The sequence below is a fragment of the Hydrogenophaga sp. LT287 genome, from assembly GCF_055702805.1.
In genome coordinates this window covers 125,776-139,163 of sequence record NZ_JBVPZC010000002.1, presented here as the reverse complement: position 1 = coordinate 139,163, position 13,388 = coordinate 125,776, and the positions used below count along the sequence as shown (strand labels likewise).

Genomic DNA, 13,388 nt, shown 5'->3' with positions numbered 1-13,388 from the left:
GTTTCAGGGCCGGGCGGCGGGTTGCCAGTCGGGCCCGGCCAGCGGCAGGCGCTGGCGCAGGGTTTGGTAGGCGAGGGTGATGGCATTGCCCAGCACGGCCAGCGCCATGTCTTTGTGGGCGTCCCACACGTCGCCCTGGGTGCCCAGGTAGGCGGCACCCAGCTCGGGCGCTACCACCAGGGCGGTGGCCCATTCCACCAGCTCGTAAACCATGGCGTGCAAGCCCATGAAACTGGCCGACAGCACGCACATCCACACCGCGCTGCGCACCCGCACCACGCGCCCCAGCAGCTCGTTGAACACGGGTGTGAGCAGCAGGCCATAAGCCAGGTGGACGAAGCGGTCAAAGTGGTTGCGCTCCCAGCCAAAGAGCGCGTTGAACGTGTGCCCGGTGACAGCCTGCCACCAGCGGTCGTAAGGCACTTCGGCGTAGGTGTAGTGGGTGCCCAGCGAATGCAGGCAAAAGAACAGAAAAATGCCCAGGCAGGCGCCGTCGCTGAAGCGCTGGTGGCGCCAGGCCCACAGCAAGGTGGGCAGCGCCAGAAAAACCAGGATGTTTTCGATCAGCCAGTCTGACGGGTACAGCGGGTTGATGGCGCAGGCGACCCACACCGGCACATACAGTGCCAGCAGGGTTTTGGGCAGCCAGGGGCGTTGGGTCATGCGGGTGGCAAGTGGGGTTGGGGCGGTGTTTGCAGGGGCATGCGCACGGTGGCGGTGGTGCCGTTGCCTGGGCTGGATTGCAGCGCGCAAGAGGCCCGCCCCGGGTAGGCCGTGGCCAGGCGCTGGCGCACTTGCGAGAGGCCAAACCCTGCGGTGGGCTCACCGTCAAAACCCATGCCGGTGTCGCTCACGTCCAGCACCAGTTGGCCGCCGGCTGCATGGGCCACCACGCTGAGGGTGCCGCCTTCCAGGCTGGGTTCGAGCCCGTGGCGTATGGCGTTTTCCACCAGAGGTTGCAGCAGCAGCGGCGCTACCGGGTGGTGTTGCAGGTGCTCGGGTAGATGCAGGCGGGTGCGCAGGCGCGGCCCCATGCGCACGGCCATGAGTTCCAGGTAGTCGTGCAGGCGGGCAAATTCGTGGGCCAGGGTGTGCTCGGTGCTGTGGGCGTGGGTGCGCGAGGCCCGCAACGTGGCGCGCAGGTAGTCGTTGAGGCGGTCGAGCATGGTCAGTGCGCGTGGCGGGTCGGTGGCGATGAGCGCCCGCAAATTGGCCAGCGTGTTGAACAGCATGTGCGGTTCCAGCTGGCTTTCCAGCAGGCGCAACTGCGCTTCGGTGGCCTCGTGTTGCAGCGCCAGGGCTTTTTCGCGCTGGTAGAAATAAAACAAAAAGCCCAGGCTGATGCCCAGGGCGCCAAGCCACACGCCCCAGAACCGCTGCGGTGCCTGCACCAGCAGCGCCCAGGTGGACTGGCCCACATAAAGATCGCCCGCGGTGATGCCCAGGACGTAGCCCAGCACGATGCCGACCACCAGCCAGGCCAGGCTGCGCGTGTTGAGCGCCCAGTAGTGCGGCGGCTCGGTGCGCAGCCAGCGGTGCAGGGCAATGCGCAGGGGGTCGGTGAAAAACCAGATGCAGAGGCTGATGGCGTAGCTGTAGACCAGCGAGGCCAGCAGCGGATGCGCCCGCGATGCCGTGAGCCACTGCACCAGAGCGATGACCAGCGCGACACCACAAACGATGAGCCCGCGCTGGCGCAGACCGGGCAGACTCGGTGGCGGCAGCCAGCGCAGCAGGGCCGAAGCTCGGAGATCGGTCATGGAGGACGGTGGGTGGGTCAAGGCCCTTGGGCCCATGGGGCATTTTGGCACGCGCTGTTTCGGCCCAGGGCGGGGCCCGGCCGGGATCGATCAGGCGTTGCCTGTGTTGTGGGGGGTGGCTTGCTGGCTGCGCAGGTGCTCGCGCTCTCGCTCCACCAAGCGCTCGCGCAGCGCAGGGCCGGGACCCAAGCCCAGCGCGCCCATGCCGTGCATCAGCAGGCCAAAGCCCCAGCCGGCAGTGGGCCAGAGCGACCAGACCTTGCCCTGCGAAAAGGCCAGCAAATTCAGCCCGGTGATGACCACGGCGTAGACCAGCGCGTGGGTGTAGAAGCCCAGCTTGGCCTTGGCGCGTCGGCGGGCCAGGTGCTCGAGTTCGGGCGAAAGGGGTGGGGTGTTCAGGTTCATGGCGGGTGCTTTCTGGGCAGGTCAACGGTGGTGGTCAAAACAGATTCAGAGCAGGCCCAGCCACTGACCCCAGACCAGCTGGCCCAGGCTGCGGCTGGGCAGCAGGGTGAAGGCACCCGCAACGAGGCAACCGCCCACATACAGGCCCAGCATGTTTTTGCGGTGGCCGGCGATGTTGCCGCGCAGCAGGTACCGAAAAGCCAGAAACAAGCTGCCCAGCGTGAAAGGCACCAGGAGGTGAATGGGGGTGTAGCCGGCGATGTTGGGCAAGCGGAAGTCGCGAATGAACAGGGCCGACAAGGCGGTGACCAGCATGAGCGTGACCCACGCGTAGCCCGCGGCGCGGTGCAGGCGGGGGCGCTGGGCGTGGCTGCGGCGCGCCCACAGGGCCACGGGCCCAACGACCAGCGCGGCCAGCGCGGCGCTGAGGTGGATGGCGATGACGGGCGTGAAGGACATGGGGCGGCTTTGCTGTGGGGTGTGCCCGCACTGTGCCGCGCCCGTGGTGGCGTTCACAGCGGTTTGCGACGGATCGACGCCAGCGGGCGCGAAATGCCGGCCGGGTGGCGCGAAAGGCGCTGCGTTGTTGCAAGTTTGTTGCTGGCCTGGCCGGGCTTTACCTGCCGCTTACCTGCTGCAAGCGCGCTGCCACCCCGCGCAGCGGTTTGCATTTCTACAATGGCTTGCATGAACACACCGAAACCACGCGGCCTGCGCTGGCTGGCCTTGATGCTGCTGGCCTGGGGGCTGGCCGGCTGTGCTTTGCTGCAGCCGGGGCCACGCAGCCTGCACCTGTCTGAGGCCAAGCTCGCGGCCATGATCGGGGACCAGTTTCCCTTCAACAGCCGCTACCTGGAGCTGTTTGACGTGGTGCTGGAGCGGCCCCAGGTGCGCCTGATGCCGGCCGAAAACCGCATTGGCACGGCCATGGGGTACCGCATTGGCGCTTCGCTGCTGGGCCTGCGGCCTACCCAGGGCACGCTGGACCTGAGCTACAGCCTGCGCTACGAGCCCGCCGACCAGACGGTGCGCCTGACCCAGGTGCGGGTGGAGCGCTTTGACGTGCCGGGCGTGGCCCCGGCCTACGCCACTCGCGTGAACCGGCTGGGCGCGGTGCTGGCCGAAGAACTGCTGCGCGACTTTGTGATCCACCGCCTGAAGCCCGAAGACCTGCGGGCCGCCCAGGGCTGGGGCTACGAGCCGGGTGCGCTGCAGGTGGTGCCCGATGGTTTGCGCTTGCAGCTGGACCCCGTGGCGCGGCGCTGACGCGCAGCCCCCGGCATACGCGGTGGCGCGGGGTACGATCACGGTCTTTGTGCCTGGCCAGTGGTTGGCTGGCCCTCACTTTGCGAACCGCCCGCTGCGGCGAATGATTCATGGATTTTGCGTTGTTGATCAAGGCCGCCATCATGGGCGTGGTGGAAGGCCTGACCGAGTTTTTACCCATTTCTTCCACCGGCCACCTCATTTTGGCGGCGGCGCTGCTGGACATGCCGGGTGAAAAAATCAAGCTGTTTGAGGTGGTGATCCAGACCGGCGCGATCATGGCCATCGTTTCGCTGTACGCGGCCAAGCTGTGGGAAACGCTGGTGGGCTTGCCCACCCAGCGGCAGGCGCAGCGCTTTACCCTGAACGTCTTGGTGGGGTTTTTCCCTGCGGCGCTGGCGGGTGTGCTGTTCATCGACTTCATCAAGGGCGTGCTGTTCAACCCGGTGGTGGTGGCGTTGGGCTTCATCGTGGGCGGCTTCGTCATTCTTTGGGCCGAATACCTGCAAAAGCGCGGCGCCCAGGTGCACATTGACGACGTGGACAACGTGCGCTGGCAAGACGCCCTGAAGGTGGGACTGGTGCAGTGCACCGCGCTGGTGCCGGGCGTGAGCCGCTCGGGCGCCACCATCATTGGCGCCATGCTGCTGGGCTTCAACCGCAAGGCCGCCACCGAGTTCAGCTTTTTCCTGGCCATTCCCATGCTGTTTGGCGCAGCGGCTTACGACATTTACAAAAACCGCGACCTGCTGAGCGCGGCAGACATTCCGCTGTTTGCCGTGGGGCTGGTGGTGTCGTGGTTGTCGGCCTGGGTGTGTGTGAAGTGGCTGCTGCGCTTTGTGGGCAACCACACTTTTGTCCCGTTTGCCTGGTACCGCATCGCCTTTGGGGGCCTGATTTTGTTGACCGCCTCCCTGGGTTGGGTGGACTGGGTCGCCTGAGCATGCACAAGGCCCCACCATGAGCGCCGCAACCGGCATGGGCCCGCTGGTGTGGCGGCTGTCCACCTTGCTCAGCGGCGTGGGGTTGTTGGTGGTCGGGGTGGGGCTGCTGTTTTCGGTGCTCGGTTTGCGCGCCGGGGTGGCCGAGTTTTCCAGCATCACGCTGGGGCTGGTCACGTCGGCTTATTTCGTTGGCTTTGTGGTGGGCACCTATGTGTGCCCGGCGGTGATTCGCCGGGTCGGCCACATCCGCGCTTTTGCGGCCATGGCTTCGCTGGCCTCCACCATGCCCATTCTTCACGCCCTCTGGGTGGACCCCTGGTTTTGGGGCGTGCTGCGGCTGGTGACCGGCATGTGCCTGGTGGGCTTGTACATCGTGGTGGAAAGCTGGCTCAACGCGCTCGCGCCCAGCGAGCACCGGGGCAAGCTGTTTGCGGTGTACATGTCGGTCAACTTTGTGGCGCTGGCGGTGGGCCAGTGGCTGATTCTGGTGGGCGACCGCCTGGGGTTTGTGCCGTTTGCGCTGGTGTCGGTGATGTTTTCGTTTGCCCTCTTGCCCATCACCATGACACCGGTGGACGAGCCCGAGCCGGTGCAGGCCCCGCGCCTGAGCCTGCGCAAACTGTACGAAGCCTCGCCCATGGGCATGGCGGCGGCGCTGGCTTCGGGCCTGATCACCGGGGCCTTCTACGGCATGGGCGCGCTGTTTGCCAAGGGCGTGGGGTTTTCCGATGCCGGCGTGGCCTCGTTTCTAGCGGCGGCCATTTTGGGCGGCGCCCTGTTTCAGTGGCCGGTGGGTCACTACTCAGACAGCCACGACCGCCGCCTGGTGCTGGCCTGGGTCTGTGTGCTGGGCGCGGGCGTGTCGGGGGCGGCTTATGTGCTGTCGCAGTTTTCGGGCGACGCGTTGATTCCGTTGGCGCTGCTGTTTGGCGGCCTCATGTTTGCCATTTATGGTCTGGCGGTGGCCCACGTCAACGACGTGATCGACTCCACGCGGCTGGTGGAATTTGCCGGCGGCCTGTTGCTGATTCACGGCGTGGGCGCAGCCATTGGCCCCACGCTGGCGGGCGTGGTCATGGATGGTTTTGGCCCCGCCAGCCTGATGCTGTACTTTGCGGCCGTGCTGGGTGTGCTGGCGGTGTACACGCTGTACCGCCTGCGCGCCGCGGCCGCCGTGCCGGCCGAAGACAAAGCGCAGTTTGTGGTCATGGGCGGCGGCTCGCAGGCGGTGCTGCAGATGGACCCGCGCAGCCTGAGCGAGCCCGGCACCGGGGCCGACGCGCCCAACGGCCATCCGCCCCGCTGAAGCACCGGCCAGCGCGCTCAGCCGCGCAGTGGTACCGCCGGTTCGGGCGGCAACGTAAAGCAAAACGTGGCGCCCTCGCCCGGTGCCGAATGGGCCAGCAGCTCGCCACCATGGCGCTGCACAATGCGCCGCGCGGTGGCCAGGCCAATGCCCAGACCGCTGAATTCGTGCGGCATGTGCAGGCGCTGAAAGGGCTGAAACAGTTTGCCCGCGCGGGCCATGTCAAAGCCTGCGCCGTTGTCGCTGACGCAAAAGTGGGGCTGCCCGCCGTGCTCCCGGGCGAACACGCGGATCTGCGCCTGTGGTTCGTTGGCGGTGTATTTCCAGGCGTTGTGCAGCAGGTTTTGCAGCAGCGCTTCCATCAGCGCCGGGTCGGCCTGTGCCCGCAGCTCGGGCTCTACCGACCATTCCACCTGGCGCTCGGGTTGGTCGTGCGCCAGCTCTTCCAGCAGCCGCGTGGCCATGGCGCTCAGGTTGACCGGCTGGCGCTGCATGTCGCCACGGGCAAATTTGGACAGGTGCAGCAGGCCGTCGATCAGCTCGCCCATTTTTTTGCTGGCCGCCATGATGCGCTGCAGGTGCTGGCGGCTGTTGGCATCCAGGCTGGGTGCGTCTTCTTGCAGGGCCTGGGCAAAACCGTTGATGATGCGCAGCGGCGAACGCAGGTCGTGCGCCACCGCATACGAATAGCTTTCCAGTTCGTCGTAAGCGCCTTTGAGCGCCTCGGTGCGGGCCTGGATGCGCTGTTCCAGCGAGGCGTTGAGCTGCTGAATTTCCAGCTCTGCGCGCTTGCGTCCTGTCACGTCGTGGGTGACGCCCAGCGCCCGTACCGCGCGGCCTTGCGCGTCGCGCTCAAATTCGGCCTGCACCGAAAACCAGCGCACATTCCCGTTGAGCACCACGCGGTATTCGTGGTCGTACACGCTCAGGCCCTTGACCGCCTGGGTCCAATGCTCAAGCATGCGGGCCTGGTCATCGGGGTGGGTCACAGCCATCAGGTCGGCACCGGAAAAATCCGCAAATGGCAGGCCCAGCAAGGCATGCGAGCCCGAGAGCGTGGTGAAGTGTTTTTGTGCCACGTCGGCCTGCCAGGTGGCCATGCCGGCCATTTTTTGCGTTTTGAGCAGCAGCGTTTCACTGGTTCGCAAGGCCGTTTCGGTCCTTTTGCGCAGGCTGATGTCTTGCACCACGGCGATCAGGTAGTCGGGCGCGCCGTCGGCGGTGCGGATCAGCGACAGCGTGAGGTGCACCCACACGGTGTGGCCCTGTTTGTGGATGTAGCGCTTCTCGAAGCTGTAGTGTGTGATTTCACCCGCCAGGGTGCGCTCCAGCAGTTCCATGTCGATCCCCAGATCGTCAGGATGGGTGAAGTCACGAAAGTGCATGCGCAGCACCTCGTCGTGCGTGTAGCCCACCAGGTCGCAATAGGTCTGGTTGATGCGGATCCAGCGGCCATCCAGGTGGCTGTGCGCCATGCCGGTGGCGCTGTGTTCAAAGGTGTCCTTGAGCTGCTGGTTGCTCAGTTGGCTGCGTTGGGTGGCTGCGCGCAGCGCGAGGTTTTGCCGCTGCATCAGGGCGATAGATCCCACCACCACCAGCTGGGTGAGCAGGTGCCACAGATTGAGCCAGAAGGCCTCTGAGGGGTCGGTAATCGCCAGGGAAAAATACGGTTCAACCAGCAAAAAGTTGACCAGCAGCATGCCCAGCAAGGTGCTGACCATGCCCGCCCCGAAACCGCCGTACAAGGCGGCCAGGGCCGCCGCAAGCGACAGGGTGACGAAGCGCCCGCCCGATTCGGCCGGCGCTAGCTCCACCCGCAGCCAAGTAGCCAGCAGCGTGATGACCACCGCCACCGTGTAGCGTTTCCAGATGCTTTGGGTCTCTGGCTGCCACGTCAGCAAGCGCTGCCACCCGCTGGGTGCCGAGCGGGAGCCCGGGGGCGTGGTGTGGGGTGTCATGGCCTGGGGGCTGCTGAGGGTGAAGCTAATTTTTAAGTTTATACCCCTCAGACTTCACCCGATAGGCCACAAAAAAGCCCTGTTTCAAAGGCCAGGTTGGGGCTTTGCCATGGCGTGCAGCAGCTTTTCAATGCCCGCAGCGGTTTCCTGTGGCTTTTCCATGGGAAACAGGTGGCTGCCTTCGATCATGATTTGGCGTTCTGGATGGTTTTTTCCCACGAGCCGATGCGTCATGGTCATACCGACCTGCTTCATTTCTTGCGATTGAGTGCCACCCATGAAGGCAATGGGGCATTGCAGCGGGTGGCGCCGCAGCAGGCGGTCCAGGTTGTGGGGCAGGGTGTTGTAGATCGCGGTTTCGATGTCGCGGTCAAAGCTGAGCACCCGCTGGCGGCTGGTGCCGTGGGTGGCGTCGTGTGTGCCGTGGGCAATGTAGTCGCGCAGCACCTGCGGGTCCCAGCGGGCAAAGGCCTTTTTGCTGGCAAAGTGTTCAAAGGCGGCGGTGGCGTCGGGCCAGCTGTTGCGCCGGCGCCGGCTCACCTTGCCGGGCGACACCGAGCCCACGAGCTGGGTGCGCTTGACGAGTTCCAGCGTGCGCGCACGCCAGCCGCCCAGCACGGGCGAATCGATCAGCAGCACGCCTTTGACCGGGTAGCCACCGAGCTGCGGGTGGCGCGCGGCGCACATCACGCTCAAAAACCCGCCCAGCGAGTGGCCCACCAGCCAGGCGCCCTGACCGTGGCGCTCCACTTCAGGGGCTGCAAAGTCGGCCAGTTGCTGCACCAGGTGGGGCCAGTTGCTGGTGACCGGGTAGCGCGGGTCGTGGCCAAACTTGTCCACCGCACGCACCGCAAACCCGCGCGCGCGCAGCGACTTGAACAGCACCCCGTAGGTGCTGGCCGGGAAGCTGTTGGCGTGGGAGAAAACAATTAAAGACATGCGGGGAGGGTCCTCAAAATGGATCGCTCCGCTGCAACGGAACGAACCCAGGACACCGCCGGGCCGGCTCTGCCGGACGGCCAGTGTCGCCCCCTGGCAGGGGGTGACGCCGAAGGCGGCGCGGGGGTCAGATCAGCTTCTCTTTGGCGTTGGTGATCTTTTTCAGCGGCTGGCTGCGCGGGCTGCCGCACAGCAAGGGCACTTCGGTGTGGGCGCCGTCCCAGGTGGGGTGCTCGATGCTGTCAAACACCTCGCGCAGTTTCTGGCCCCAGGTGTTGTGCACCATGCGGAAGTAGGGGTTGTTGTCGTCGATGCAGGTGATCTTGTCCGAGGCCAGGCGGTCCACTTCGTACACCGCCAGGTCCAGCGGCAGCCCCACCGACAGGTTGGACTTCAGCGTGGAGTCCATCGACACCAGCACGCACTTGGCCGCTTCGTTCAGCGGCGTGTCGGGCGTGATCACGCGGTCGAGCACCGGTTTGCCGTATTTGGACTCGCCGATCTGGAAAAACGGGGTTTCCGAAGTGGCTTCGATGAAGTTGCCGGCCGAATACACCTGAAACAGGCGCATGCCTTCGCCCGCGATCTGCCCGCCAAAGATGATGGAAACGTTGAAGTCCACCCCGGCGCGTTGCAGCGACTCGCCATCGCGCTCAAACACATGGCGCACCGCCGCGCCCAGCACGCGGGCGGCGTCGAACATGCTTTTGGCGTTCCAGATCGTGATCGGGTCACCGCCTTCGGGGTTGTCCAGTTGCTCCACCTGAAGAATCTCGCGGATCGACTGCGAGATGCTCAGGTTGCCCGCTGAGAGCAGGCACATGAAGCGGTCACCCGGTTTTTCATACACGATCATTTTGCGGAAGGTGCTGATCTGGTCTAGGCCCGCATTGGTGCGGGAGTCGGAGAGGAACACCAATCCGGCGTTGAGTTTGACGGCGACGCAATAAGTCATTTGGGGAGCGTTTTCGAGCCAGGCGGGCTGGCACAGGGTAGAACAACGGAACCTGTGAGTTTATCCACCTGTCCGATGACGCCACCGCGAACCCCAGGCTCAGAACCGCTTGCAGGGCGTTCCCGAAAAGCTCTCCCGAGCCCCTGCTACGTCCGGCAGTGCCTTGATTTTTTCCATCAGAGCCTTGGCGGTGTCTCGCGGCGTGTTTGACGCGAAAATGATTTCCACATATCCCCGACTGTTGATGAAGCGGTAGGCGGTGAATTCGTCGGCCTCTTCGGTAAACAGCAACACGGTGAGTGCCTTTTCGGCTTGCATCGACCGGTCTTGTGCCTCGGCAAGGGTTGTTAGTGCCAACAATCCTGCCAGTACAAAGCGTCGTTTCATGTCCTTCTCCCTGTTTGTTCTTAAAAATCAGCTGGATTGAACAACCGCAAAATGCCCAGCACATTCAGACCACCGCTGTCGTCCGACTGAGTTACCACCACTTGACCGTAGTCGGGTTGCTCGCCAGTCAATGCATCGATGTTGGGGTGGTGGGTCAGCAACAGCAATGGAGTCGTTCCCCGGTGTTTTTTGATCCAGCCTTCGGCTGCATCCATGAACTCGTTCATACGCCCACCACCACCGGAAAAAGATTCGCGCAGGGCTGGGTCTAAAGTGGCTTTGCCAAACGCGAGCATGGCGGTGTCGCGCATCCTGCACATGGCCGAGGCGACGATGTTGAGCTTGTCCGCACCCACACCTTGGGCCTTGAATGCCTCGCCAAATACGACCGCTTGTTTACGGCCTTTTGGGGTCAGCATCACCTCGCCCTGGCAGTTGCCGGTGGGGTCGAAATGGGTACCACGGCCCCGCTCCACATCCATGTGACGGCCCACCAACACCACGTTGGGTTGTGTTTTGATGATTTCCCACAACTTCGGGTCGGCTTTTACGGGAAGAACGCCTGTACAGGCCAACAGGCAAGTCAAAACCCAGTGTTTCATGTGTTTGTGATCTTCTTGAGTCGATAAACCAATTCGAGCGCATCGCGTGCACTGATCGTATCGGGATTAACCCGCGCCAGTTCCGCCTCCACTGCACTGGGTTCTGCTTCGGGCGTCAGGGGTGGGGAGGTAAATAAATCGACTTGTTGCTGAGCGTTGACGCTCTGCGCTTCCAGCGCGGCCAGCGCGTGGCGCGCGTGTTGCACCACGCTGGCAGGCACGCCAGCCAGGCGGGCCACCTGAATGCCGTAGCTGCGGCTGGCCGGGCCGGGCTCGATCTGGTGCAAAAAAACAATGCCGCCCTTGCCGCTGCTTTCCACGGCGCTCACATGCACGTTCACCGCCGCATGGTGGCTGGCGGGGAATTCGGTGAGCTCGAAATAGTGGGTGGCAAACAAGGTGAAGGCACGCGCTTTGTCGTGCAGGTGGGTGGCAATACCGCCGGCCAGGGCGAGGCCGTCAAAGGTGGAGGTGCCGCGGCCAATTTCGTCCATCAGCACGAGGCTGCTGGGGGTCGCTGCGTGCAATATCTGTGCCGCTTCGGTCATTTCGACCATGAAGGTGGACTGCGCGTTGGCCAGGTCGTCGGCTGCGCCAATGCGGGTGTGGATGGCGTCAATGGGCCCCAGGCGGCAGCTGGTGGCCGGCACGTAGCTGCCCACGCTGGCCAGCAGCACGATCACCGCCACCTGGCGCATGTAGGTGCTTTTGCCGCCCATGTTGGGGCCGGTGATGATTTGCATGCGCTGCTTGGGGCCCATCACCGTGTCGTTGGCAATGAAGCTGCCGCCACTGGTTTCGTTCAGCCGCGCTTCCACCACCGGGTGGCGCCCGCCGCGTATGTCAATGCAGGGCTCGGGCACATACTGCGGCTCGGTCCAGCCCAGCGTGAGCGAGCGCTCGGTCAGCGCGCACAGCGCGTCGAGCGCGGCCATGGCGCGGGCCAGCTGGCTCAGCGGCTGCACGAAGCTTTGCAATTGGTCCAGCAGCTGGTCGTACAGCCACTTTTCACGGGCCAGCGCGCGGTCTTGCGCGCTGAGGGCTTTGTCTTCAAACGCCTTCAGCTCGGGTGTGATGAAACGTTCGGCGTTTTTCAGTGTCTGGCGGCGGCGGTAGTCGTCGGGCACCTTGTCCACCTGGCCCTGCGTGACTTCAATGTAGAAGCCGTGCACGCGGTTGAACTGCACCCGCAGGTTGGCAATGCCGGTGCGGGCGCGCTCGCGGGCTTCCAGCTCAATCAGGAAGCCGTCGCAGTTGTTTTGTATGCCGCGCAGCTCGTCCAGGTCGGCGTCAAAGCCGTCGTTGATCACGCCACCGTCGCGCACCAGCGCTGCCGGCTCGGACAGCAGGGCGGCGCGCAGCAGGCCGGCGCAGCCTTCGGGCGGCTGCAACTGGGCGGCTATCTGGCCCAGCAAGCCGCTGGGTGTGCCCAGCTGTTGCGCGAGTTGCTGGGCGCGCTCCAACGTCTGGCCCAGGCCCACCAGCTCGCGCGGGCGCACCTGGCGCAGCGCGGTGCGGGCGGTGATGCGCTCCACATCGGTCGCGCCTTTGAGCGCCTGGCGCAGGCTTTGCCACAGCCCGCCGCGCAGGCTACCTATGGCGTGCAGGCGGGCGCGGGCGGGGGTGCGATCGCGCGGGGGCTCCAGCAGCCAGCTGCGCAGCTGGCGGCTGCCCATGCCGGTGCAGCACACGTCGAGCAGCGAAAACAGCGTGGGGCTGGTTTCGCCGCGCAGGGTCTGGGTCAGTTCCAGGTTGCGCCGGGTGTTTTGCGGCAGGTCGATCAGTTCATCGGTGCGCGCCACCTTGAGGCTCTTCACATGGGTGAGCGCGCGGCCTTGCGTGTGTTCGGCGTAATTCAGCAGTGCGGCGGCGGCGGCGTGGGCGTCGGGCAGGTCTTGCGCGTCCCATGCGGCCAGGCTGGCGGCCTGCAGTTGTTCCAGCAGCTTGCGCTCGCCCAGGGTTGCGTCAAACGCCCAGGCTGGGCGTACCACCGCCACCAGCCGGGTGCCGGCCGCGCTGGGCTGGCTGGCCAGGGTTTGCAGGTTTTTCTCAAAGGCGGGCGACACCTCGGCGCTGTACAGCAGCTCACCCGGCCCCACACGGGCGATCCAGTCGGGCAGGGCATCGGTGCTGCACTGCGCCAGAAACACAATGCCCTGGGTGACCGACATCCAGGCCAGCCCACAACCGGTGCGGGCGCCGGGGTGCACGGCCATCAGCAAGGCTTCGCTTTTGTCGGACAGCAGCTCCGTGTCGGTCAGGGTGCCTGGCGTCACCACCCGCACCACCTTGCGCTCCACCGGGCCTTTGGCCGTGGCCACGTCGCCCACCTGCTCGCACAGCGCCACCGACTCGCCCAGCTTGATCAGCCGGGCGAGGTAGGTGTCCAGCGAATGAAACGGCACGCCGGCCATGACCACCGGCTCGCCCGCCGACTGCCCGCGCTGGGTGAGCGTGATATCGAGCAGCCGCGCCGCTTTTTCCGCGTCACCGAAAAACAGCTCGTAAAAATCGCCCATGCGGTAGAACACCAGCGTGTTGGGGTATCCGGCCTTGATGGCCAGATACTGCGCCATCATAGGGGTGTGGTTTTCAAGCCCCAGTGCCATGACGTGCTCTAAGCTATTTTCCATATAAATCAACTACTTGTACGCTTACGAATGAGCTCATGTGGGTGCACTTGGGTGCTTTTGAGCGCATGTGAGAGCACATTTTTGTAGCCTGCGTGTAGCATGATTGCCCCCAATGGCAGACAATACAAGTCACTGGGCTACATATCTTGTAAGTGCTTGATTTTATTGTGTAGCTCGGTGTTTTAGTGGGTTGTAGCCTAGTGGCAAACGTGCAGTGGTTGCCGAGGTCCGAG

Annotated in this window: 14 protein-coding genes; 3 read left to right on the top strand and 11 right to left on the bottom strand. The window is 64.6% G+C overall.

The genetic code is table 11. The features are described 5' to 3' along the window. Positions 1–3: 3 nt before the first annotated feature. The 5 genes from AC0GNR_RS02495 to AC0GNR_RS02475 form a co-directional block, all read right to left on the bottom strand. Positions 4–663, bottom strand: a complete 660-nt coding sequence (locus AC0GNR_RS02495; RefSeq protein ID WP_472899428.1) for a DUF2238 domain-containing protein — start codon at positions 661–663, stop codon at positions 4–6. After that, the gene (locus AC0GNR_RS02490; protein ID WP_472899427.1) at positions 660–1,760 is read right to left on the bottom strand and encodes a sensor histidine kinase; all 1,101 of its coding nucleotides are present in this window, start codon (positions 1,758–1,760) and stop codon (positions 660–662) included. Before AC0GNR_RS02490 ends, AC0GNR_RS02495 begins: the two co-directional genes overlap by 4 nt. Positions 1,761–1,850: 90 nt before the next feature. After that, on the bottom strand, positions 1,851–2,165 hold the full coding sequence (locus AC0GNR_RS02485) for a 2TM domain-containing protein (RefSeq protein ID WP_472899426.1): 315 nt from the start codon (positions 2,163–2,165) through the stop codon (positions 1,851–1,853). A 45-nt stretch (positions 2,166–2,210) separates the two neighbouring features. Next, on the bottom strand, positions 2,211–2,624 hold the full coding sequence (locus AC0GNR_RS02480; protein WP_472899425.1) for a DUF2306 domain-containing protein: 414 nt from the start codon (positions 2,622–2,624) through the stop codon (positions 2,211–2,213). A 53-nt stretch (positions 2,625–2,677) separates the two neighbouring features. Beyond that, positions 2,678–2,854, bottom strand: coding sequence for a hypothetical protein (locus tag AC0GNR_RS02475; protein WP_472899424.1), 177 nt, complete (start codon positions 2,852–2,854; stop codon positions 2,678–2,680). Between AC0GNR_RS02475 and AC0GNR_RS02470 the strand changes: the two genes are divergently transcribed. The 3 genes from AC0GNR_RS02470 to AC0GNR_RS02460 all read left to right on the top strand — a co-directional run bounded on the left by AC0GNR_RS02470 (position 2,853) and on the right by AC0GNR_RS02460 (position 5,681). Then, on the top strand, positions 2,853–3,431 hold the full coding sequence (locus AC0GNR_RS02470; protein WP_472899423.1) for a DUF1439 domain-containing protein: 579 nt from the start codon (positions 2,853–2,855) through the stop codon (positions 3,429–3,431). The two genes, AC0GNR_RS02475 and AC0GNR_RS02470, sit on opposite strands and share 2 nt — an antisense overlap. 110 nt (positions 3,432–3,541) lie before the next feature. After that, positions 3,542–4,372 carry an undecaprenyl-diphosphate phosphatase gene (locus AC0GNR_RS02465; protein WP_472899422.1) on the top strand — a complete coding sequence of 277 codons (831 nt, stop codon included), beginning with the start codon at positions 3,542–3,544 and terminating at the stop codon, positions 4,370–4,372. 19 nt (positions 4,373–4,391) lie between these two features. Further along, positions 4,392–5,681, top strand: coding sequence for an MFS transporter (locus AC0GNR_RS02460; RefSeq protein WP_472899421.1), 1,290 nt, complete (start codon positions 4,392–4,394; stop codon positions 5,679–5,681). A gap of 17 nt (positions 5,682–5,698) precedes the next feature. Here the strand turns inward: AC0GNR_RS02460 and AC0GNR_RS02455 are convergent, their stop codons facing one another. The 6 genes from AC0GNR_RS02455 to mutS all read right to left on the bottom strand — a co-directional run bounded on the left by AC0GNR_RS02455 (position 5,699) and on the right by mutS (position 13,131). Continuing rightward, a complete protein-coding gene (locus tag AC0GNR_RS02455; protein ID WP_472899420.1) occupies positions 5,699–7,639 on the bottom strand; it encodes a PAS domain S-box protein in 1,941 nt (646 codons plus the stop codon). Between the two features lie 84 nt (positions 7,640–7,723). After that, positions 7,724–8,578 (bottom strand): alpha/beta hydrolase, encoded by an 855-nt coding sequence (locus tag AC0GNR_RS02450; RefSeq protein WP_472899419.1) that lies wholly within the window; start codon positions 8,576–8,578, stop codon positions 7,724–7,726. 127 nt (positions 8,579–8,705) lie between these two features. Then, positions 8,706–9,533 carry a proteasome-type protease gene (locus AC0GNR_RS02445; RefSeq protein WP_472899418.1) on the bottom strand — a complete coding sequence of 276 codons (828 nt, stop codon included), beginning with the start codon at positions 9,531–9,533 and terminating at the stop codon, positions 8,706–8,708. A 99-nt stretch (positions 9,534–9,632) separates the two neighbouring features. Further along, positions 9,633–9,920, bottom strand: coding sequence for a hypothetical protein (locus AC0GNR_RS02440; protein ID WP_472899417.1), 288 nt, complete (start codon positions 9,918–9,920; stop codon positions 9,633–9,635). Positions 9,921–9,940: 20 nt separating this feature from the next. After that, positions 9,941–10,522, bottom strand: coding sequence for a histidine phosphatase family protein (locus tag AC0GNR_RS02435; RefSeq protein WP_472899416.1), 582 nt, complete (start codon positions 10,520–10,522; stop codon positions 9,941–9,943). Continuing rightward, the gene (mutS, locus tag AC0GNR_RS02430) at positions 10,519–13,131 is read right to left on the bottom strand and encodes a DNA mismatch repair protein MutS (protein WP_472899415.1); all 2,613 of its coding nucleotides are present in this window, start codon (positions 13,129–13,131) and stop codon (positions 10,519–10,521) included. The genes AC0GNR_RS02435 and mutS overlap by 4 nt, the downstream gene beginning before the upstream one ends. Positions 13,132–13,388 lie beyond the last annotated feature (257 nt).

Coding starts and splice junctions, on each gene's coding strand:
- AC0GNR_RS02495 (WP_472899428.1), bottom strand. CDS start 663: ATGACCCAACGCCCCTGGCTGCCCAAAACCCTGCTGGCACTGTATGTG.
- AC0GNR_RS02490 (WP_472899427.1), bottom strand. CDS start 1,760: ATGACCGATCTCCGAGCTTCGGCCCTGCTGCGCTGGCTGCCGCCACCG.
- AC0GNR_RS02485 (WP_472899426.1), bottom strand. CDS start 2,165: ATGAACCTGAACACCCCACCCCTTTCGCCCGAACTCGAGCACCTGGCC.
- AC0GNR_RS02480 (WP_472899425.1), bottom strand. CDS start 2,624: ATGTCCTTCACGCCCGTCATCGCCATCCACCTCAGCGCCGCGCTGGCC.
- AC0GNR_RS02470 (WP_472899423.1), top strand. CDS start 2,853: ATGAACACACCGAAACCACGCGGCCTGCGCTGGCTGGCCTTGATGCTG.
- AC0GNR_RS02475 (WP_472899424.1), bottom strand. CDS start 2,854: ATGCAAGCCATTGTAGAAATGCAAACCGCTGCGCGGGGTGGCAGCGCG.
- AC0GNR_RS02465 (WP_472899422.1), top strand. CDS start 3,542: ATGGATTTTGCGTTGTTGATCAAGGCCGCCATCATGGGCGTGGTGGAA.
- AC0GNR_RS02460 (WP_472899421.1), top strand. CDS start 4,392: ATGAGCGCCGCAACCGGCATGGGCCCGCTGGTGTGGCGGCTGTCCACC.
- AC0GNR_RS02455 (WP_472899420.1), bottom strand. CDS start 7,639: ATGACACCCCACACCACGCCCCCGGGCTCCCGCTCGGCACCCAGCGGG.
- AC0GNR_RS02450 (WP_472899419.1), bottom strand. CDS start 8,578: ATGTCTTTAATTGTTTTCTCCCACGCCAACAGCTTCCCGGCCAGCACC.
- AC0GNR_RS02445 (WP_472899418.1), bottom strand. CDS start 9,533: ATGACTTATTGCGTCGCCGTCAAACTCAACGCCGGATTGGTGTTCCTC.
- AC0GNR_RS02440 (WP_472899417.1), bottom strand. CDS start 9,920: ATGAAACGACGCTTTGTACTGGCAGGATTGTTGGCACTAACAACCCTT.
- AC0GNR_RS02435 (WP_472899416.1), bottom strand. CDS start 10,522: ATGAAACACTGGGTTTTGACTTGCCTGTTGGCCTGTACAGGCGTTCTT.
- mutS (WP_472899415.1), bottom strand. CDS start 13,131: ATGGCACTGGGGCTTGAAAACCACACCCCTATGATGGCGCAGTATCTG.